The sequence below is a fragment of the Streptomyces sp. SYSU D01066-1 genome (genome assembly GCF_054956795.1).
In genome coordinates this window covers 52258-72309 of record NZ_JBUDHV010000017.1, presented here as the reverse complement: position 1 = coordinate 72309, position 20052 = coordinate 52258, and the positions used below count along the sequence as shown (strand labels likewise).

At 75.2% G+C, this 20052-nt stretch carries 16 protein-coding genes; 7 read left to right on the top strand and 9 right to left on the bottom strand.

All coding sequences use genetic code 11. The features are described from left to right. Positions 1 to 246: 246 nt before the first annotated feature. Positions 247 to 3135: a helicase-associated domain-containing protein gene (locus ACY1JF_RS18000; RefSeq protein WP_462706152.1), complete on the bottom strand. Its 2889-nt coding sequence runs from the start codon at positions 3133 to 3135 to the stop codon at positions 247 to 249. Positions 3136 to 3308: 173 nt separating this feature from the next. Between ACY1JF_RS18000 and ACY1JF_RS17995 the strand changes: the two genes are divergently transcribed. Further along, the gene (locus ACY1JF_RS17995; protein WP_462706151.1) at positions 3309 to 4391 is read left to right on the top strand and encodes a hypothetical protein; all 1083 of its coding nucleotides are present in this window, start codon (positions 3309 to 3311) and stop codon (positions 4389 to 4391) included. A 47-nt stretch (positions 4392 to 4438) separates the two neighbouring features. Next, positions 4439 to 5068 (top strand): HAD family hydrolase, encoded by a 630-nt coding sequence (locus ACY1JF_RS17990; protein ID WP_462706150.1) that lies wholly within the window; start codon positions 4439 to 4441, stop codon positions 5066 to 5068. Here ACY1JF_RS17990 and ACY1JF_RS17985 read toward each other — a convergent pair. Then, complete coding sequence (locus ACY1JF_RS17985; protein WP_462706149.1) at positions 5035 to 5295, bottom strand: hypothetical protein; 261 nt, start codon at positions 5293 to 5295, stop codon at positions 5035 to 5037. The two genes, ACY1JF_RS17990 and ACY1JF_RS17985, sit on opposite strands and share 34 nt — an antisense overlap. Positions 5296 to 5445: 150 nt before the next feature. On the opposite strand from ACY1JF_RS17985, the gene ACY1JF_RS17980 reads away from it, so the two are divergent. Then, complete coding sequence (locus tag ACY1JF_RS17980) at positions 5446 to 5829, top strand: cold-shock protein (RefSeq protein WP_462706148.1); 384 nt, start codon at positions 5446 to 5448, stop codon at positions 5827 to 5829. A gap of 12 nt (positions 5830 to 5841) precedes the next feature. Here ACY1JF_RS17980 and ACY1JF_RS17975 read toward each other — a convergent pair whose 3' ends face one another. From ACY1JF_RS17975 to ACY1JF_RS17960, 4 genes are read right to left on the bottom strand one after another with little or no spacing between them, the layout of a single operon-like run. Then, positions 5842 to 6690 carry a 1,4-dihydroxy-6-naphthoate synthase gene (locus ACY1JF_RS17975; protein ID WP_462706147.1) on the bottom strand — a complete coding sequence of 283 codons (849 nt, stop codon included), beginning with the start codon at positions 6688 to 6690 and terminating at the stop codon, positions 5842 to 5844. Further along, the gene (locus ACY1JF_RS17970) at positions 6680 to 7447 is read right to left on the bottom strand and encodes a futalosine hydrolase (protein ID WP_462706206.1); all 768 of its coding nucleotides are present in this window, start codon (positions 7445 to 7447) and stop codon (positions 6680 to 6682) included. The genes ACY1JF_RS17975 and ACY1JF_RS17970 overlap by 11 nt, the downstream gene beginning before the upstream one ends. Before the next feature lie 23 nt (positions 7448 to 7470). Beyond that, positions 7471 to 7986, bottom strand: coding sequence for a DUF2771 domain-containing protein (locus ACY1JF_RS17965; protein WP_462706146.1), 516 nt, complete (start codon positions 7984 to 7986; stop codon positions 7471 to 7473). Positions 7987 to 8044: 58 nt separating this feature from the next. Beyond that, positions 8045 to 9439, bottom strand: a complete 1395-nt coding sequence (locus ACY1JF_RS17960) for an MFS transporter (protein ID WP_462706145.1) — start codon at positions 9437 to 9439, stop codon at positions 8045 to 8047. A gap of 334 nt (positions 9440 to 9773) precedes the next feature. Here ACY1JF_RS17960 and ACY1JF_RS17955 point away from each other — a divergent pair, with 334 nt between their 5' ends. The 3 genes from ACY1JF_RS17955 to ACY1JF_RS17945 all read left to right on the top strand — a co-directional run bounded on the left by ACY1JF_RS17955 (position 9774) and on the right by ACY1JF_RS17945 (position 15317). Beyond that, positions 9774 to 10700, top strand: a complete 927-nt coding sequence (locus ACY1JF_RS17955; RefSeq protein WP_462706144.1) for a DUF3027 domain-containing protein — start codon at positions 9774 to 9776, stop codon at positions 10698 to 10700. A 414-nt stretch (positions 10701 to 11114) separates the two neighbouring features. Continuing rightward, a complete protein-coding gene (locus ACY1JF_RS17950; RefSeq protein ID WP_462706143.1) occupies positions 11115 to 14246 on the top strand; it encodes a sacsin N-terminal ATP-binding-like domain-containing protein in 3132 nt (1043 codons plus the stop codon). A 180-nt stretch (positions 14247 to 14426) separates the two neighbouring features. Then, the gene (locus tag ACY1JF_RS17945; protein ID WP_462706142.1) at positions 14427 to 15317 is read left to right on the top strand and encodes a hypothetical protein; all 891 of its coding nucleotides are present in this window, start codon (positions 14427 to 14429) and stop codon (positions 15315 to 15317) included. A gap of 9 nt (positions 15318 to 15326) precedes the next feature. Here the strand turns inward: ACY1JF_RS17945 and ACY1JF_RS17940 are convergent, their stop codons facing one another. Next, entirely contained in the window at positions 15327 to 17729 is a 2403-nt protein-coding gene (locus ACY1JF_RS17940) for an HAD-IC family P-type ATPase (RefSeq protein WP_462706141.1), read from the bottom strand. Positions 17730 to 17827: 98 nt separating this feature from the next. Beyond that, the gene (locus ACY1JF_RS17935; protein WP_462706140.1) at positions 17828 to 18121 is read right to left on the bottom strand and encodes a DUF2530 domain-containing protein; all 294 of its coding nucleotides are present in this window, start codon (positions 18119 to 18121) and stop codon (positions 17828 to 17830) included. Positions 18122 to 18290: 169 nt separating this feature from the next. Between ACY1JF_RS17935 and ACY1JF_RS17930 the strand changes: the two genes are divergently transcribed. Further along, a complete protein-coding gene (locus ACY1JF_RS17930) occupies positions 18291 to 19706 on the top strand; it encodes an NCS2 family permease (protein WP_462706139.1) in 1416 nt (471 codons plus the stop codon). An 88-nt stretch (positions 19707 to 19794) separates the two neighbouring features. Here the strand turns inward: ACY1JF_RS17930 and ACY1JF_RS17925 are convergent, their stop codons facing one another. Beyond that, complete coding sequence (locus ACY1JF_RS17925) at positions 19795 to 19977, bottom strand: ribbon-helix-helix protein, CopG family (RefSeq protein ID WP_462706138.1); 183 nt, start codon at positions 19975 to 19977, stop codon at positions 19795 to 19797. Positions 19978 to 20052: the final 75 nt, after the last annotated feature.

Sequence of the window (20052 nt, the reverse complement as noted above, 5' to 3'; positions counted from 1 at the left end):
GGTGAGGAGCGCGACGGTGGTGGTCAGGACGGCGGCGACACGACGAACGGCACCCATCGGAACTTCCTTCCGGTCTGGTTCAGGACACCCGGTGGCTGCCCGAGCCGGAACCGTCCGATGCGGTTCACGGGAAAAGCTCCCCCCGGGGAGGGAAAATCCCGGCGTGGCGTGCATGGAACGCGGGATACGCCCGGAAGTGCGCACCGGGGAGGGGCCGGGCGTCCGGCCGCGTAAGACGGGAGGGGGTCACCCCGCGTCGTCGGCGAGTTCGGCGACCCCCGTGATCCGGTGCAGCGCGAAGGTGCGGACCTCGTCCGCGGTGTGGTCGTACGCGGTCACGAACCCGCCCTCCACCCGCACCGGGGCGATCACCCGCTGACTGGCGGCGCCCTCGGCGTTCACGTACCCGATCCACACCGCCTCGCCGGTCAGCACCGCCGCCTGCACGGTGGCCAGCGTCTCGGCGGAACCGGTACGGGGCGGCTCCCCGCCGGCCGGCGTCGTACCGGCGTCCGGCTTGCGCGGCGCGGTGGCGGCCAGGTCACCGGCCCGGATGGCCCGGACCGCGGCCGTGAGCAGCGCGTCGTCCGGCACCGGCGGCCCCTCGGGGACCGGCTCGGGCGCCGTGCGCGGCGGGGTGCGGCGGGCGTCGGCGCGGGCGATCAGCACATCGCCCCCGGCGGACTCGGCGGCCGGCGCGAACCCCATCGCGCGCAGCCCCTCCAGCAGCCCCGCCGGGTCGGTCCGCGCGGCCAGCACGGTCGGCGCCAGGCGCCGCAGCCCGAGGCCGGCGGCCCGCTTGTCGGCGAGGATCTCGTCCAGCGTGGCGTCGTCGTCGCAGCGGACGTACGCCGAGGCCGCCCCGACGCGCAGCCGCCCGTGCCGCCGGGCCACGTCGTCGATCAGGTACGTCAACGGCTGCGGCACCGACGTACGGGAGTGCCGGGCGAGGAAGGAGTGCAGGTCGGCGGCGGTCCGGCCGGAGTCCAGGGCCCGGCGCACCGAACCGGGCGAGAAGCGGTAGACGGTCGCCCCGCCCTTGGACTCGACGTCCGCCACCATGTCGAGCAGCTCGGCCAGCGGCCGGCGCAGCGGCCCCGGGGCCACCGCCGTCAGGTCGGCCTGGAGCAGGACGTGGTCCAGCGGCTCGGGCAGCAGGGGCGCGAGCAGCCGGGCGGCGGCGGCCGTGGCGGCGGTCTGCTCGGCGGACGGCAGCGGTACGACGGGCGGCAGCGGCTCGGCGGGCGGCAGCGGCTCGGGCGCGGGCGGCGTGCGGCGCGGGAGGTGACGCACGGGCAGCTTGTCACCGGGCCCGACGTCACTGCCGGTCCCACCGTCACTGCCGGTCCCACCGTCACTGCCGGGCCCACCGTCACTGCCGGCCCCACCGCCACTGCCGGTCCCACCGTCGCTGTCGGCCCGACCGCCACTGCCGGCCCCGCGGTCACCTCCGCCCCAGCGGTCACCTCCGCCCCAGCGGTCACCCCCGTCCCCCTGGCTACCACTGCCCTCGCGGCCACCCCTGCCCTCGCGGTCCCCGCCGCCGTCACTGTCCCCGCCACCGCCGCCACCACTGTCCCCGCGGTCACCTCCGTCACCGCCGCCCCGCGGCTGCGGAAGGGGCTCCGGCGCGGGCGCCCCGATCAGCGCCCGCCCCGGCCCCGCCAGCGCCCCCCGCCCGGTCACCCCCAGCAGCTCCGCCTCGGCCAGCGTCCACCGGGCGAGCCGCACCCGCAGGTCCTCCGTGGAGTCCCCGGCCCGCTCGTCCCGCCGCGGCCCGCGCAGCGGACGCTCCCAGCGCAGCCGGGCCAGCACCGACTCCGGGTCCGGCGCGGCCCCCTCGGGCAACCGCGCGAGCAGCGCCAGCACCCGGCGCCGTACCTCCGGCGCCGCCGACCGGTCGAGCCCCGCGCCCAGCGCCGACAGGGCGCGGTCCTTGGCGTCCCGGGTGCCGACCAGGCCGCTGGTGCGGGTCGTGAGCAGCCACGCCTCGGCCAGCCGCGCCCAGCGCTCGGCCCAGGGCAGCTCCCGCCACTCGTCGTACGCCGGGGTGGCCGCGTACCGCTCGTCGGCCTCCCCGTCGGAGGCCAGCAGCCCGGCCGCGTAGGCCAGTTCGATCCAGAACGCGGCGACCGGCTCGGAGACGTCCAGGGCGACCGCCGTACGCTTCAGGTCGCGCACGCTCAGCCCGCCCGCCCGCAGCACGGCCGGCCCGCCCCCGCCCCACTCCTTCAGCAGCTCCTCGACGGTGGTGAGCGCGGCCAGCGCCTGCCCCGCGGCGGCGCCGTCCACCACCTGGGGACGGTACGTGGCGGCGGCCGTCACCGGCGGCGGCACCGGTTCGGGCGTCCGGTGCGCCCGCCCGGCCCGCAGCCGCAGGGCGACCTCGCGGGGCAGCACGACGGTGCCCGGCGCGGTCGGCAGCAGCAGGCCCCGGTCCAGGAGCCAGCGCAGAGGGGGCGCCGGGTCATGGGTGACCTGCCCGTACGGCGGTCCCCACACCAGCCGCTCCAGCACCTGGCGGGACTGGGCCGGGGCGCCGGCGAGCAGCGCGGCCACCCCGTCCCGGTCGGTGAACAGGGCGGTCAGCGCGTCCACGGCGGAGACCGGGTCATGGGTCGAGGGCAGCCCGGCGGCGCCGAGGATCTCCTGCAGCCGCCCCGGCGACATCCCCGCCGCGGCCTCCCGCACCGTCGGCCCCAGCCCGGTCGGCGACGGATGCTGCGGCGAGGGCGCCAGCAGCTCCCGGGCGGTACGCACCAGCCGCAGCCGGTCGTCACCGCCCCACACCAGTGCCTGTCCGCGCAGCACGGCCAGCGCGCGCGGCAGCGCGGCGGCGACCTCCGGGTCACCGTCGTCCCCGGCCATCAGCCCGGACAGCTCCCCGTACGTCGCCGGATCGGCCGCCACGGCCAGCGCCTCGGCCGTCTGCAGCGTGAACCGGTCCAGCCGCTCCAGCGCCCGCACCACCGAGGCGCGGGTGCCGGCCCGGGTGGCGAGCTGGGTGAGATCGGTGGGGACGGGGGTGACGAGGTCGGGGCGGCTGCGCAGGAGGGCGGCCAGGGAGGTGTCGTCCCTGCCGCGAAGGGCCTCCGCGAGGGACCGGGGCGCAGCGGGCTTCTCCTCGGTGCTCATCCGCCCCACGGTAGCGGGTCGTCCCCGGCCCGCCGAGCCGTTCCCGGACGCCGGCCCGGGGCGCGTTGCGTCCCGCTCCCGGGGGGCCCGCCGCCGGCGGGGGCGGTTTCGCGGCGCCACAGCGGGTACGGTCGACCGACGGGGTATCACCAACACACCGCCCCGGAGGGGTTGTGGGGATCGAGAGCGACCAGGTCGTCTACGAGTATCTGAGCCGCGTCGGTGACGTGGCTCAGCAGCAGCAGTTGCCGTCGGCCACGCGCATGCGCCTCGTCGCCGAGCTGCGCAACGAGATCGACCGGCGCCGGTCCCGGGCCGTGGTCGACTCCCCGGCGGCCGTCCGCCGCATCCTGGACCGGCTCGGCAGCCCCGACGAGGTGGTCGGGGCGGCCGGCGGCGGCACGCGGGCCGCGTCCTGGGAGCCGCCGCCCGCCGTGCCCGTGCAGCCGGACGGCGAGACCCCGCGCGAGGAGCGCCCCAAGGGCCTGCGCCGGGTGGTCCCGCGCCCCCGGCCCGCCGGCCCGCCACCCGCCCCGCCGCACCTGGCCCCGGCCGAGACGCCCGCCCCGGCCGAGGCACCCGCCCCGGCCGAGGCACCCACCCCGCCGCATCTGGCCCAGGCCCACGAACCGGGCGGCGGCACCGCCCCGCGGCCCGACTGGTGGCGGACGGAGAGCGGCCCGTTCGGCGGCGGCGACAGCGTGCCGGGGTTCGTCGGCGGCATCGAGATCCCGGACCTGCTCAGGCCCCCGCGGCCCCGGCCGAAGCCGGGCACGGAAGCCGGAACGGCAGCGGGGACGGCACCCCAGGAGGCGAAGCCGCCGCCCACGGAGGCCGCCGGGGGACGCCGGGCGTGGTGGCCCCGCGGGAGCGGCGCGCGGGCCGCCGCCGGACGCCGCCGGCTGTTCCCCGAGGGCGGCCGCCCCGACCCCCTCCTCCTGGTCGCCGCGGTCCTGCTCCTCGTCGGCGCGGTCCTGGGCAGCCTGCTGCCGCTGGCCCTCGGCTGGGTCCTCGCGTTCCTCTCCCGCCGCCTGACCCCCGCCCAGGCGAAGTGGGCGGTCCTGGGCCTGCCCACCCTGGTGGCGGCGGCCGGGACCGTCTGGCTCTGGGGCCGCGCGGAGGGCCGCTGGGGCGACCCGGTCGCCGAGGGACACATGAACGAGGCCGTCACCCAGACCTGGCCCTGGGTCCTGAAGGCGGCGGCCCTCGCCTCGGCGGCGTACCTGCTCCGGCGGGCCCGCCGCCCGCGGAGCTGACCGGCGGACGCGGCCGGCCGCGGCGGGCCCGCGGTCACAATGGACCCATGACCTCCCTCACCGTCGGCTTCGACCTCGACATGACCCTGATCGACTCCCGCCCCGGCATCCACGCCTGCTACGTGGAGCTCTCGGCGCGAACCGGCACCCACGTCGACGCCGACCTCGCGGTCACCCGCCTCGGCCCGCCCCTGGAGCAGGAACTGGCCCACTGGTTCCCGGCGGAGCGGCTCGCCGCCACCGCCGACCTCTACCGCTCGCTGTACCCGGAGTACGCCATCGCCGCCACCCCCGCCCTGGCCGGCGCGGCGGAGGCGGTCGCGGCCGTACGGCGGGCCGGCGGCCGGGCGATCGTGGTCACCGCCAAGTACGAGCCCAACGCCAAGCTCCACCTGGACCACCTCGGCATAGCGCCGGACGCGGTCATCGGCGACCTGTGGGCGGAGCAGAAGGCCGTCGCGCTGCGCGAGCACGGCGCCGGCGTCTACGTGGGCGACCACCTCGGGGACATCCGGGGCGCCCGCGCCGCCGGCGCGCACTCCGTCGCCGTCGCCACCGGCCCGTACACCGCCGGCGAACTCCGCGCGGCCGGCGCCGACACCGTGCTGGCCGACCTCACCCGGTTCCCGGACTGGCTGGACTCCTACCGGGAGGGCTGCGCCGCGGCCCGCGCCTGACGCCGCCCCGCCGCGATCGACCGCAGCACCCCCGCCCCGGCGATCAGGAAGCCGAGCCCCATGAACATGCTCAGTCCGAACATGTACGTGGGGAACGGCGTCGTGCCCAGGAACAGCGGGGCCACCGTGACCATCGTGGCCACGGCGCCGATGAAGAAGACGACCGCACCGGCACGGATCAGCCGGTCGCCCGGCGCGGGGGAATTCGTTCGGGTTTTGTCACGCACCCGACCAGGGTAGTTCCCGACCCGAGGGAACGACCGGGTGACGTCTTGTCACCGGCCCGAAGACCATTAGCCTGGGTACCGGCGGGTCCCGAGACCCGCCCGAGTGCTATCAAGAGCAGTTTTCCGACGAGTACGAGGATGAGGACAGACGTGCCTACCGGCAAAGTCAAGTGGTTCAACGCCGAGAAGGGCTTCGGCTTTCTCTCCCGTGACGACGGCGGCGACGTCTTCGTCCATTCCTCGGTCCTCCCCGCCGGAGTCGAGACCCTGAAGCCGGGCCAGCGCGTGGAGTTCGGCGTCGTCGCCGGTCAGCGCGGTGACCAGGCGCTGTCCCTGGCGCTGCTCGACCCGGCGCCGTCCGTCGCGGCGGCCCAGCGCAGGAAGCCGGACGAACTGGCCTCGATCGTCCAGGACCTGACGACGCTCCTGGAGAACATCACGCCGATGCTGGAGCGCGGCCGCTACCCCGAGAAGACGGCCGGCAAGAAGATCGCCGGTCTGCTGCGGGCGGTCGCGGACCAGCTCGACGTCTGACCCGTACGGGCGCTACGGGAAACGCAGCGCGTCGGGACCGAGGGCCGGTACCAGTCCCTCGGCCGCCGCCCGGGTCAGCAGCCCGCGGACGGCCGCGTAGCCGTCCTCGCCGAGGTCGGCGGTGAACTCGTTGACGTAGAGCCCGATGTGCTGGTCGGCGACGGCCGGGTCCATCTCCTGGGCGTGCTCCATGACGTAGGGGCGGGAGACCTCGGGGTCGTCCCAGGCCGCGCGGACGGACGTACGGACCGCGTCGGCCAGCCCGGTCAGCGCCTCCGCGCCCAGCGACCGCTTGGCGATGATCGCGCCGAGCGGGATGGGCAGCCCGGTCGTCGCCTCCCAGTGCTCGCCCATGTCGGCGAGCTTGTGCAGCCCGTAGTTCCGGTACGTGAAGCGCGCCTCGTGGATGACGAGCCCCGCGTCGACCTTCCCGTCCCGCACGGCCGACATGATCTCGTGGAACGGCATGACGACGATCTCGCCGACCCCGCCGGGGACGGTGTCCGCGGCCCAGAGGCGGAACAGCAGGTACGCCGTCGACTTCTCGCTGGGCACGGCGACGGTCCTGCCGCGCAGGTCGGCCTCCGGCTCCCGGGTGAGCACCAGCGGCCCGCAGCCCCGGCCCAGCGCGCCGCCGCAGGGCAGCAGGGCGTACTCGTCGAGGACGTAGGGCAGCACGGCGTACGACACCTTCAGCACGTCGTACTCGCCGCGCTCGGCCATGCCGTTGGTGAGGTCGATGTCGGCGAAGGTGACGTCGAGGGCGGGGGCGCCGGGGACGCGGCCGTGCGCCAGGGCGTCGAAGACGAAGGTGTCGTTGGGGCAGGGGGAGTACGCGATCCGCAACGTGTCACTGCGCATGGGGCTCATGGGAGTCGTGGGGTCCGTGGGGTCCGTGGGGGTCATGGGGGTCATGGGGGTCATGGGGGTCATGGGGGTTCCAACTCTCCAGGGCGGGGGTGAGCTTCCCGAAGGCGTCCGTCAGGGCCGCCAGGGCGTCGCCGACGCGCCAGGCGGCGCGGTCGCGGGGGCCGACCGGGTTGGAGACCGCGCGCAGCTCCAGCACGGGCGTGCCGTGCGCGGCGGCGGCCTCCGCGACACCGAAGCCCTCCATGGCCTCGGCCAGCGCCCGGGGGTGGCGGTCGCGCAGGGCGCCGGCGCGGGCGGCGGTGCCGGTGACCGTGGAGCCGGTCAGGACGGTGCCGGTGCGGGCGCCGGTCGCGGCGGCGACCGTACGGACCAGGGCGGGCGGCGGGCGGTGGGTGACCGTGCCGAAGCCGAGGTCGGTGACCGGCAGGAAGCCGTCGGCGGTCTCGGCGCCCAGGTCGGCGGCGGTGATCTCGTCGGCGACGACGAGGGAGCCGACCGGCGCGTGCGGGGCGAAGCCGCCGGCGATGCCGGCCGAGACGACCAGGGCGTAGGGGCGGCCCGCCAGGGCGGCGGCGGTCAGCGCGGTGGCGGTGGTGGCGGCGGCGAGGGCGGGGCCGACGCCGGCGGCGAGCAGGTCCCAGCCCTCGGCCACGTGGTGCAGGGCCGCGCCGGGCAGGGGCGTCTTTTGGACCGGGCCGGGAAACGCCCGGGCCACCGCGTCCCGTTCGGCGGGGACCGCGGTGGCCACCAGGAGGCGTGCGGCGGGCGTGGTCAGTCGCCCTTCTTCAGCTCGAAGGCCCACACGCCGGTGAACGTCTGGCCGCCCTCCTTGCCGTTGCCGGCCACGACGGCGACCTTGGTGGAGTCGCCCTGCGCGCCGTACTGGGCGTTGAAGAACACGCTGCCCGGGACCGTGCGGTAGGTCTTCTTGCTGTCGTCGGTCAGCGGCTGACCGTTCATCAGGATCGTCCAGCGCTTGTCGGCGATGTCCGGGTCCACCCCGAAACGCACCGTCTCGTCCGGGTCCACCGTGATGGTCTCGATGTCCTTGGACTGGAGGCACTTGGTCAGGTCGGCGGTCTTCAGGGCTTCGTCGCCCTCGCCGCCGCAGGTGGCCTCGGAACTGATCGAGTCGCTGCCGACGGTGATGGTCGACAGCGGCGTCGGCTTGTCGCAGGCCGACAGGACGAGCAGTCCGGCGGATACGGCGCCGGCGGCGGCGACGGCACGGCGGCGTCGCACAGCGCGGTGTCCGAGAGCGGCTGCGCCGCGGGGCAACGTGGTCATGGGCGAAGGTTATCGGGCCCTTGTCCCCGGCCACCCACCTGGGTGCGGCGTGCCGTGCTCACGCCACCCGCGACCGCCGGCCCCCGTGCCGGGCCGAGCCGATCAGGCCCCGTACGGTGCTCAGCCAGCCGGCGGCGACGATCGCGGCGCCCACCGCCAGGCCGAGGGTGCCGTTGAGCGGCAGGACGATGCCGACCGCGCCGCCCAGCACCCAGGACATCTGCAGCAGCGTCTCCGAACGGGCGAACGCGGAGGTGCGCACCGGCTCGGGCACGTCCCGCTGGATCAGCGCGTCCAGGGACAGCTTGGCCAGCGCCTGCGCGAACCCGGCGACCGCCGCCAGGCACGCCACCAGCACCGCGCCGAAGAACGCGGCGGCCACCGCCGCCGCGGCCAGCACGCACGCCAGCACCGTCACGATGATGGCCTCCGGCGCGCGCGAGCGCAGCCAGGCCCCGACCGCCGTGCCCAGCGCGTTGCCGGTGCCCGCCGCGACGCCGACGACGCCCAGCGACACCGCCGCGCTCTGGCCGGTCATCGGGTGCTCGCGCAGCAGGAACGCCAGGAAGAAGATCAGGAAGCCGCTCAGGCAGCGGACGGCGGCGTTGGCGGCCAGCGCGTGGGTGACGGCGGTGCCGACCGTGCGCAGCCCGGGGCGCTTGACCGGCCTTCGGCGCGGGCCGTGCGGGCGGGCGCTGTCGGCGGTGAGCAGCGCGGTGGCCTCGCCCCGGGCGGAGTCGACCTCCCGGGGCAGCGTGAACGACAGGAACGTTCCGGCCACGAAGATCACGAAAGCGCCGTACAGCGGCCAGCGCGGACCGATCTGCTGGAGGCCGGCGCCGACGGGGGCGGCGAGGCCGGTGGCGAGCAGGCCGCCGAGGGTGACCCGGGAGTTCGCCTTCACCAGGGAGAAGGCGGGCGGCAGCAGCCGGGGCACCACGGCGCTCCTGACCACGCCGTACGCCTTGGAGGAGACCAGCACGCCGAGCGCCGCCGGATACAGCTCCAGGCCGCCGCCGGCCACCGCGCCCGACAGCACCAGGGCGAGCAGCGCGCGGGCCGCCATCGCGGTGGCCATCGCCGCCCGGCGGCCGTGCGGGACGCGGTCCAGCAGCGGGCCGATCACCGGGGCGAGCAGGGTGAAGGGGGCCATGGTGATGGCGAGGTAGAGGGCGACCCGGCCCCGGGCCTCGTCGGTGGGGACCGAGAAGAAGACCGTGGAGGCGAGGGCCACGGTGATCATGACGTCGCCGGCGCCGTTCACGCCGTGCAGCTCGATCAGCTTGCCCAGCCCCGACTCGCCCGCGCCGTGGGCGTGCGTCACCCGCCGGATGCCCCGGGCCGGGCCGGTCACCGGCAGGTGCAGCGCGCGCCCGACCGCGCGCAGGCGCCCGGGGCCGTGTCCCCGGCCGCCGTCCTTCAGGTCCGTCCGTTCCGTGCGTGCGGCTGCCACGCCGTCATAGTGCCCCGTGAGACGGGGGAGTAGAGCAGGCATCGGGCGGATGGGGCTGATCGGGTCGGGTGCGGCGGGGCCGGACGGCGGGCGGGAAACTGCCGCCGGTGTCCCCCGTCGGTGTAGGCCCAGCGAAGCTGAGCAGGTAGCGTGCGTAGCGCGTCGTGGCGAACGTTCTCGGCCGCGCGCCTCACAGTCATCCCGCAGAATGGATGACGTAGGTGCGCCCGAGCGCGTCGGGCGCGGACGTCGACGCGGTCCCCGGGTCCGCTCCGTCCGTCCCCCGCCGGCAGTGGCGCACCCGTGAGACGGCGTATGGAGAGAAGCGATACCTGTGAGCGCAGCGACAACGCGAAGCCGCACCCCTGACCGCCTGTGCGCCGAGGCCGTCGACCTCGCCAGGGCGGCGGCCGAGGAGGCCGCGGCGCCCGGTGTGGTCGGCGAACACGCCGGGCTGGTCGCGGAGGGTGACCGCGTTGTCACGCACTACTTCGAGTGCATGGAGCTGGGGTACCGCGGCTGGCGCTGGGCGGTGACGGTGGCGCGGGCCTCCCGCGCCAAGGTCGTGACGGTGGACGAGGCGGCGCTGCTGCCCGGCCCGGACGCCGTCCTCGCCCCCGAGTGGGTGCCGTGGAGCGAGCGGCTGCGCCCCGGCGACATGGGCCCCGGCGACCTGCTGCCCACCGACGCGGATGACCTGCGCCTGGAGCCGGGCTGGTCCGGCGAGGACGAGCCGCCGCCGAACTCCGCCGTCTCCGAGCAGATGGCCGAGCTGGTGGAGGCGGAGGACGCCGAGGTCACCGCCGGCTCCCCGGCCGAGCAGGCGGTCACGCCGCCGCGCGGCACGATCGCGGCGGTCGCCGACGAACTGGGGCTGCGGCGGGCCCGGGTGCTGTCCCGGTACGGGCTGCACACGGCCGCCGACCGCTGGGAGGAGGCGTTCGGCCCGAAGACGCCGATGGCGCAGGCGGCCCCCGCGGCCTGCGTGTCCTGCGGGTTCCTGCTGCGGATCGGCGGCTCGCTCGGCCAGGCGTTCGGCGTCTGCGCGAACGAGTACTCGCCGGCGGACGGCCGGGTGGTGTCGCTGGCGTACGGGTGCGGCGGGCACTCCGAGGCCGCGGTCATGCCGAAACCGCCGCAGCCGGCCGCGCCGGTGATCGACGAGACGCGGGTGGACCCGTTCCCGCTGCGGCCGGCGGCCGACGCCGGGTCGGTGCCGGTCACCGACGACGTGGCGGCGGCGGACCTCGGCCACTCCTAGGCCGCTCCTGGGCCACTCCTGCAGGCCGTTCCCAGGCGACGGCCGGGCGGCGGGCCGGACGGCGGTCAGGGGACGGGCGGAGGACGGGCGGGGACCGCGTCCCGGACCCCCGCGGGCCCGCAGGGCCCCGTCCCCGGGCGCCGGACGGGCTGCGCCCGCCGCCCGGCCCCGACGGGCGCCCGCCGGCCTCGGCGGGTGACGCCCGGCATCGGGGGTGACGCCCGGCCTCGGCGGGTGACGCCTGGCATCGGGGGGTGACGCCCGGCCTCGGCGGGTGACGCCTGGCATCGGGGGGGTGACGCCGGGCACCGGCGGGTGACGCCCGGTACCGGAGGGTGACGCCCGGCATCGGCGGGTGATCCGCGCGGTACCTTCGGACTCACGTCGTTGAGGGCCCCATGAGGAGAGATGAACGTGAGCAAGTTCGTGCGGCCCGCCGCCGAGGGCGCGGACCCGTTCGGTACGGCACGGCTGCGGCGCGGGGTGCTGGACGCCTGGGCGGCGAGCCCGGCCCGGTTCCGGGAGGACGCCAACGCCGAGGAGGACCTCGTCCTCGGCGGCTACCGGGACCGCCTCGTCGTGGAACTCGCGCAGAACGCCGCCGACGCCGCCGCCCGCGCCGGGGTGCCGGGCCGGCTGCGGCTCACCCTGCGGGACGGTGTGCTGGCCGCCGCCAACACCGGGGCCCCGCTGGACGCGGCGGGCGTCGAGTCGCTGTCCACGCTGCGGGCCTCCGCCAAGCGGGACACCGCCGAGGGCGCCGTGGGCCGCTTCGGCGTCGGCTTCGCGGCCGTCCTGGCCGTCACCGACGAGCCCGCCGTGGTCGGCCGGCACGGCGGGGTGCGCTGGTCGCTGGCCGAGGCCCGGGAGCTGGCCGCCGACGTCGCCCGGCACAGCCCCGGCCTCGGCGACGAGATCCGCCGCCGGGACGGCCACGTACCGCTGCTGCGGCTGCCGCTGCCCGCCGAGGGCACCGCCCCCGACCCGTACGACACGGTCGTCATCCTGCCGCTGCGCGACACCGCCGCCGCCGATCTGGCCGAGCGGCTGCTGGACGCCGTGGACGACGCGCTGCTGCTGGCCCTGCCCGGCCTGGAGGAGGTCGTCGTCGAGCGGGCGGACCAGGACGTCGTACGCACCCTGCGCCGCCGCCGCGACGGTGACGTGACCGTCGTCGAGGACTCCAGGGAGGGCGTCACCCGCTGGCGTACCGCCACCGCGCACGGGCCCCTCACCCCCGAGCTGCTCGCCGGCCGCCCGGTCGAGGAGCGGCTGCGCCCGCACTGGTCGGTGACGTGGGCCGTGCCCGTGGACGACGAGGGCGCCCCCGTGCGCCCCCGCACCAGCCCCGTCCTGCACGCCCCGACCCCCAGCGACGAGCCCCTCGGCGTGCCCGCCCTGCTCATCGCGTCGTTCCCGCTGGACTCCACCCGCCGGCACACCGCCCCCGGCCCGCTCACCGACTTCCTGGTGCAGCGCGCGGCGGACGCCTACGCCGGTCTGCTCGCCGACTGGACCCCGGTCACCGCCGGGATCATCGGCCTGGTCCCCGGCCCGCTGGGCAAGGGCGAGCTGGACGGCACCCTGCGGCAGGCGGTCCTGGACCGGCTGCCGCGCACCGCCTTCCTGCCGCCCGCCGCCGTGCCGGGCGAGGACGACGACCCCGAGCTGCCCCGCTCGCTGCGGCCCCGGGACGCCGAGGTGGCCGAGGGCGCGGGCGCGGACACCGTACGGGTGCTGGCGGAGGTGCTGCCGACCCTGCTGCCCGCCGGTCTGGAGCGGCGGGTGGAGCTGCGCACGCTGGGCGTGGCCCGGCTGCCGCTGACCGACGCGATCGACCGGCTGGCCGGTCTGGAGAAGGAGCCCGGCTGGTGGCGGCGGCTGTACGACAGTCTGGCCGGGGTCGACCCGGACCGGCTCCCGGGGCTGCCGGTGCCGCTGGCGGACGGCCGTACGGTCATCGGCCCCCGGCAGGTGCTGCTGCCCACCCCGGACGCCGCCGCCCTCGACCCCGAGGTGCTCGCCCGGCTCGGCCTGAAGGTCGCCCACCCGGACGCCGCCCACCCCCTGCTGGAGAAGCTCGGCGCGCTGCCGGCCTCCCCGCGCGCGGTGCTCACCACCCCGCAGGTGCGGGCCGCCGTCGCCGCCTCCCTGGACGACGACTTCGCGGCGGACTGGGAGGAGGACGCCCTCGACGCCGAGGAACTGGCCGACACCGTCCTGGGTCTGGTCCGCGACGCCGGCCTGGAGCCCGGTGACGAGCCGTGGCTCGGCGCCCTCGCGCTGCCCGACGAGGACGGCGAGCTGTCCCCGGCCGGTGAACTGGTCTTCCCCGGCGGTCCGTTCGCCCGGGTGATGCGGGAGGGCGAGGTCGCGGCCGTGGACGCGGAACTCGCCGACCGGTGGGGCCCGGAGCCGCTGGCCGCCTGCGGGGTGCTCGTCGGCTTCGCCCTGGTCCGCGCCACCGACGTCGTCCTCGACCCCGACGAACTGGAGCCCCGCGAGGGGGACTTCGCCGAACCCGACGACGCCGGTCTGCTGGACGCCGTCGACGTGTGGTGCGAGGACGTCCTCGACCGCTTCCCCGACACCCCCGTCCCGCCGGTCGCCACCGAGATCGTCGCCGTGCGCGACCTGGACCTGGTCGACGACGACAAGTGGCCCCAGGCGCTCGCCCTGCTCTCCCGGCCGCCGCTGCGCGACGCCCTCGTCCAGCCGGTGCGGATGCTGCTGCCCGACGGCACCCACGAGACCGTACGGCCGTACACGGCGTGGTGGCTGCGCGGGCACCCGGTGCTCGGCGGGCGGCGCCCGGCCGGGCTGCGCGCGGCCGGCGGCGACCCGCTGCTGCGCGGTCTGTACGACGAGGCCGACGCCACCGGCTTCGACGACGAACAGGTGCTGCGGGCGCTCGGGGTGCGCACGTCCGTCGCGGCCCTCCTCGACGAGCCGGGCGGCGCGGCCGAGCTGCTGGACCGCCTCGCCGACCCGCAGCGGCCCGTCACCGCCGCCCAGCTGCACGGCCTGTACGGGGCGCTGGCCGGCCTCGACCCCGACCAGGTGACCCTGCCGGACGAGGTGCGCGCGGTCGTCGACGGCGAGGTGCGGGTGGTGGACGCCGCCGACGCGGTGGTCGTCGACTCGCCGGACCTGCTGCCCTTCACCGGGGGCGTGCCGCTGCTGCCGGTGCGCCCGGCCCGGGCCGCCGAGCTGGCGGAGCTGTTCCAGGTGCGGCGGCTGAGCGAGTCGGTCACCGGCCGCGTCGACTCCGAGGGCACCGAGCACGACGTACCGGAGCCGGTGCGGGTGCTGCTCGGCGAGCGGACCCCCGCCTCCTACGTCGAGCACGAGGAACTCGTCGTGGACGGCGTGGAGATCGACTGGCGGCTCACCGACGACGGCGTGCTGCACGCGGCCACGCTGGAGGGGGTCGCCGCCGGGCTCGCCTGGGCGGCGGGACAGTGGCCGCGCCGCTTCGAGGTGGCCGCGCTCCTGGAGGACCCGTCCCGCACGCAGGAACTGGCCCGGGACCGCTGGTTCGACTGACCGGCCGGCGGCGGCCCCCGGCAGGCGGAGTCATGTTTTCTTCATCTCCGTACAACCATTCGTTTCCTTCGTTGATCTGATCACCCGAGTCAACAGACTCCACGATCACTTGGGCCCCGGTGTGACACGAGCCGTTGGGGGGCGACGACCGCCGGGGCCCCCTTTCCCACTGGGGAACGCATGCGTATTCGCGCCACCGTGGCCGCCGTCTCCGGCGCCTTCGTCCTGTCCGCGCTCGCCGTGCCGGCCGCGCAGGCCGACGACCCGTCGTACCGCGAGTCGGCGGCGTCGGCCTTCGCCGCCCACCACGACCCGTCCGCCTCCGCGTCCTCGTCCGCCGGGTCGTACGGCATCACCGCCGCCGCCGACGGGACCATGGACGTCTCCTTCTCCGACTTCAAGATCGCCAAGGCGGTCAAGGTGGGGACGACCAACCACGTCTCCACCACGGTCACCTACAAGCTGACCCACGGCGCCGGCGTGGACGTCCACGCCGACGACTTCGCCACCGGCCCGTACATCTACAAGGGCTCCTTCGACACCCCGGTCAACATGCTGTTCGGGGTCTACGCGGCGACCTGCACCGACACCTCGGCGACCACCGCCACCTGCAAGGGCGACATCGACGTCTACCCGTACGACGGCGAGCTGCTCAACTCCGACGCCGGCACCTGGAAGGGCGGTGCGCTCGCCCTCGACTACACCACCGGCGACTACGCCGACCAGGGCGGCCTCGGCAGCACGCTGGTGCAGCGCTACTCCAAGCTGACGGTCAACGCCTCGCCCGAGCCGGTCAAGAAGGGCAAGACCCTCACGGTCACCGGCAAGCTCTCCCGCGCCAACTGGGAGGACAACAAGTACCACGGCTACAGCGGCCAGTCCGTGAAGCTCCAGTACCGCAAGAAGTCCTCCAGCACGTACACCACCGTCAAGACGATCAAGACGAACTCGACGGGCGACCTCAAGACCACCGTCAAGGCGTCGGCCGACGGCTACTACCGCTTCGCCTTCGCGGGCACCTCGACGACCCCGGCGGTCAACGCCGCGGGTGACTACGTCGACGTGAAGTAGTCCCCGGCCTCATCCGACGGGAAAGCGGCGGTCGACCAGTCTCCACAGGAGCTCCAGGGCGACCGCCGCCACCGCCGCGACGGCGACCGCGGTCCACGGCATCACCGCACCGACCAGCTTCAGCGCGAAGAAGTCCTGGAGCCACGGCACGGCCAGCACCACCAGGAACCCGGCGCCCATCGCCAGCACCAGCCCGATCCGCCACCAGGTGTAGGGGCGGGCGACGATCGCCAGGACCCACAGCGAGATCAGGAACAGCGTCAGCGTCGCGGCGCTGGTCTCCGCGGCCGGCGCGTGGGGCCCGCTGTAGTGGTGCCGCGCCACCAGGTACGTCACGAAGGTCGCCGCCCCGGCCAGCACTCCGCCGGGGACCGCGTACCGCATCACCCGCCGCACGAAGTGGGGCCGCGCCCGTTCCCGGTTGGGGGCCAGGGCGAGGAAGAAGGCCGGGACGCCGATGGTGAGGGTGGACAGCAGGGTGAGGTGGCGGGGCAGGAACGGGTACTCCACCCGCGAGCACACCACCAGGATCGCGAGCAGCACCGAGTAGACCGTCTTGACCAGGAAGAGCGTCGCGACGCGGGTGATGTTGCCGATCACCCGGCGGCCCTCGGCGACCACCGACGGCAGGGCGGCGAAGCTGTTGTCCATCAGCACGATCTGCGCGACCGCCTTCGTCGCCTCCGACCCCGCCCCCATCGCGACGCCGATGTCGGCGTCCTTGAGGGCGAGGACGTCGTTGACGCCGTCGCCGGTCATCGCGACGGTGTGCCCCCGGGACTGGAGGGCGCCCACCATCTCCCGCTTCTGCCGCGGGGTGACCCGCCCGAACACCGTGTGCTCGTCGACCGCCCCGGCCAGCTCCGCCCGCCCGGCCGGCAGCCGGCGCGCGTCGAGTGCCGTGCCGCCCAGCCCCAGCTTGCCGGCGACCGCGCCGACCGACACGGCGTTGTCGCCGGAGACGACCTTGGTCCGGACGTCCTGCTCGGCGAAGTAGCGCAGGGTGTCGGCGGCGTCGGAGCGCAGCCGCTGCTCCAGCACGACCAGGGCGGCCGGCTCGGCGCCCTCGGCCGCCTCCGGGGCGTTCGGGCTGCGCCCCTCGGCGCGGACCAGCAGCAACACCCGCAGGCCCTGCTCGTCGAGGCGCGCGGTCTCCGCCAGCGCCGGGTGGTCCTCGGCCAGCAGCACGTCCGGGGCGCCCAGCAGCCAGGTCCGCGCGGTGCCGTCCGCCTCCTCGACGCGGGCGCCGCTGTACCTGCGGGCGGAGGAGAAGGGCAGGACCGCGGTGGGGCGCCAGTCGCCGGGGCCGTCCGGGCAGGCGTCGATGATCGCCCGGAGGGAGGCGTTGGGACGCGGCTCGCAGGCGCCGAGCGTGCCGAGCACCCGCCGTACATACGCCTCCTCGGCGCCGCCCAGCGGCCGTACCTCGGTGACGTCCATGCCGCCCTCGGTCAGCGTGCCCGTCTTGTCCAGGCAGACCGTGTCGACGCGGGCCAGGCCCTCGATCGCGGGCAGCTCCTGGACCAGGCACTGCTTGCGGCCCAGCCGGATCACGCCGATCGCGAAGGCGACCGAGGTGAGCAGCACCAGGCCCTCGGGGACCATGGGGACGATGCCGCCGACGGTGCGGGCGACGGAGTCGGCGAGGCCACCGTCCTCACCGACGAGCTGGCTGACGACCAGGCCGATCGCGGTCGGCACCATCATCCAGGTGACGTACTTCAGGATCGTGGAGATCCCGGAGCGCAGCTCGGAGTGGACCAGGGTGAACCGCGACGCCTCCTCGGCGAGCTGCGCCGCGTACGCCTCCCGCCCGACCTTCGTCGCCCGGTAGGCCCCGCCGCCCGCGACCACGAAGCTGCCGGACATCACCGGGTCGCCGGGGCGTTTGACCACCGGGTCGGACTCGCCGGTGAGCAGCGACTCGTCGATCTCCAGCCCGGCGGCGCCGACGCACACGCCGTCGACGACCACCTTGTCCCCGGGGCCGAACTCGATCACGTCGTCCAGCACGATCCCGGAGGTGCCGACCTCGGTGGGGCGTCCGTCGCGCCGTACGGTCGGCCGGGCCTCGCCGATCAGGGCGAGCGAGTCCAGGGTCTTCTTCGCCCGCCACTCCTGGACGATGCCGATGCCGGTGTTGGCGAGGATGACGAAGCCGAACAGGCCGTCCTGGATCGGCGCCACGACCAGCATGATCACCCAGAGCACGCCGATGATCGCGTTGAACCGGGTGAGGACATTGGCGCGGACGATGTCCAGCGCCGACCGGCTGCTGCGCACCGGCACGTCGTTGACCTGCCCCCGGGCCACCCGCTCGGCGACCTCCGCGGAGGTCAGTCCGGCGGCCGAGGCGGGCAGCGGGACCGGGTGCACGGGGTCCAGTTCGGCGCCCGCGTCGATGTGCGTCATGCGTTCGACGGTACGTGCGGACCCGGGACTCCACACGGCGGAGACGCGGAAGTTCCGACCTGGGGAGGACGGTCCCGCGGGGAAGTGCTGCCGTGGTACTACGCGGCGCCCCGGGCACCGCGGTCCGCCGTCCCGGGCGCCCCGCCGGCCGCGCGCGCCCGCGCGATGGCGGCGTCGCGCCTGCGGACGTACCAGATGCCGATCAGGCCGAGCCCGGCGCCGGCCAGGCAGGTCCACAGCCACCACAGGTGCCCGTGGTCGTCGAACCAGCCGTAGAAGGGGAGCTGGGCCAGGAAGAGGACGAACCAGATGACCGTGCCGCCGGTGATGGTGGCGACCACGGGGCCCTCCAGGGGCTCCGGCGCCTCGTGCTTCGGTGTCCACTTCGCCATGCGCACAGCTTACGAGGCACGGCCGGGGCCGCCCGGCACACGGGTCTACGCGCGGAGATGGCTTTATTCGCCTCATACGTTCATACTGAAACCGTTTGTTCCTGACCACTTTCATTCGTAGAAAACACCAAGGGGCGAGGCGGGGGGCCGCTTGGTGACGAGGTCTCGCATGTCCACCCCGGCCCAGCCCCCGTACGGGGCCCTCGACCGCTACTTCAAGATCTCCGAGCGCGGCAGCACGCTCGCCCGCGAGGTCCGGGGCGGATTCGCCACCTTCTTCGCGATGGCCTACATCGTCGTGCTGAACCCGATCATCCTGGGCAGCGCCAAGGACATGTACGGCCACCAGCTGGACAACGGCCAGCTGGTCACCGCGACCGCGCTGACGGCGGCGTTCACCACCCTGCTCATGGGCGTCATCGGCAACGTCCCGATCGCGCTCGCCGCCGGCCTCGGCGTGAACTCGGTCGTCGCCCTCCAGCTCGCCCCGCGGATGTCCTGGCCGGACGCCATGGGCATGGTCGTGCTGGCCGGTTTCGTCGTCATGCTGCTGGTCGCCACCGGTCTGCGCGAGCGCGTCATGTCCGCCGTGCCGCACGGGCTGCGCAAGGCGATCTCCATCGGCATCGGCCTCTTCGTGATGATCGTCGGCCTGGTCGACTCCGGGTTCGTCACCCGGATGCCGGACGCCGCGCAGACCACCGTGCCGCTCCAGCTCGGCGACGGCGGCCACCTGACCGGCTGGCCGGTCCTGATCTTCGCCCTCGGCGTGCTGCTCACCCTGGCGCTGATCGTCCGCAGGACGCCCGGCGCGATCCTGATCTCGATCGTCGTGATGACGGTCGTCGCGGTGATCGTCAACCTCGTCGCCGACATCCCCTCCTGGGGCCTGACCACCCCCGAGTGGCCCGGCAACCCGGTCTCCACCCCGGACTTCGGGCTGGTCGGCGAGGTCAGCCTGTTCGGCGGGTTCGAGAAGGTCGGCGTGCTGACCGGCGTGCTGTTCGTCTTCACCGTGCTGCTGTCGTGCTTCTTCGACGCGATGGGCACGATCATGGGCGTCAGCGACGAGGCGAAGCTGACCGACGCCCAGGGCCAGATGCCGGGCATCAACAAGGTGCTGCTCATCGACGGTGTCGCGGTCGCCGCGGGCGGCGCCAGCTCCGCCTCGGCCACCACCTGCTTCGTGGAGTCCACGGCGGGCGTCGGCGAGGGCGCCCGGACCGGCTTCGCCAACGTCGTCACCGGCCTGCTGTTCGCCGTCGGCCTCTTCCTCACCCCGATCGCCACGATGGTGCCGTCCCAGGCGGCCACGCCCGCGCTGATCGCGGTCGGCTTCCTGATCCTGGCCGGCTCGGTCAAGCAGATCGACTGGGCCGACCACACGATCGCCGTCCCGGCCTTCGTGACGATGCTGATGATGCCGTTCACCTACTCGATCACCAACGGCATCGGCATGGGCTTCATCACCTTCGCGGTGCTGCGCCTGGCGGCGGGCCGGGGCCGCGAGGTGCCGGCGGCGATGTACGTCGTCTCGGCGGTGTTCGCCTTCTACTACCTGATGCCGGCCCTGGGCCTCACGTGATCCGTCGTGCGGGCCGGTGTGTGACCCGTCACGTGAGCCGTCGTGCGGGCCGTCGTGCGACCCGCCATGTGAGCCGGCACGCGATCCGTCACGTGACCCCGTAGAACCTCTCGGTCTCCTCGACGGCGGACTGGAACCGCTCGTCGAAGTCATCGCGGACGAGCGTCCGGACGACGTAGTCCTGGACGCTCATCCCCCTTCTGGCCGCGCGGTCCCGGAGCCGTTCGAGCAGCTCCCCGTCCATCCGCAGGCTGAGCACGCTGGTCCCCATGGGACGAGGGTCACCCCGCGATACGGGATGGCGTACGACTTCCCGCACTTGCTCACTCGTACGAGTGAAGCAACC

Bases quoted from the DNA above. Each gene is read 5' to 3' on its own strand.
- ACY1JF_RS18000 (WP_462706152.1), bottom strand. From the start codon at position 3,135: ATGAGCACCGAGGAGAAGCCCGCTGCGCCCCGGTCCCTCGCGGAGGCC.
- ACY1JF_RS17935 (WP_462706140.1), bottom strand. From the start codon at position 18,121: ATGGCGAAGTGGACACCGAAGCACGAGGCGCCGGAGCCCCTGGAGGGC.
- ACY1JF_RS17930 (WP_462706139.1), top strand. From the start codon at position 18,291: ATGTCCACCCCGGCCCAGCCCCCGTACGGGGCCCTCGACCGCTACTTC.
- ACY1JF_RS17990 (WP_462706150.1), top strand. From the start codon at position 4,439: ATGACCTCCCTCACCGTCGGCTTCGACCTCGACATGACCCTGATCGAC.
- ACY1JF_RS17965 (WP_462706146.1), bottom strand. From the start codon at position 7,986: ATGACCACGTTGCCCCGCGGCGCAGCCGCTCTCGGACACCGCGCTGTG.
- ACY1JF_RS17975 (WP_462706147.1), bottom strand. From the start codon at position 6,690: ATGCGCAGTGACACGTTGCGGATCGCGTACTCCCCCTGCCCCAACGAC.
- ACY1JF_RS17945 (WP_462706142.1), top strand. From the start codon at position 14,427: ATGCGTATTCGCGCCACCGTGGCCGCCGTCTCCGGCGCCTTCGTCCTG.
- ACY1JF_RS17940 (WP_462706141.1), bottom strand. From the start codon at position 17,729: ATGACGCACATCGACGCGGGCGCCGAACTGGACCCCGTGCACCCGGTC.
- ACY1JF_RS17925 (WP_462706138.1), bottom strand. From the start codon at position 19,977: ATGGGGACCAGCGTGCTCAGCCTGCGGATGGACGGGGAGCTGCTCGAA.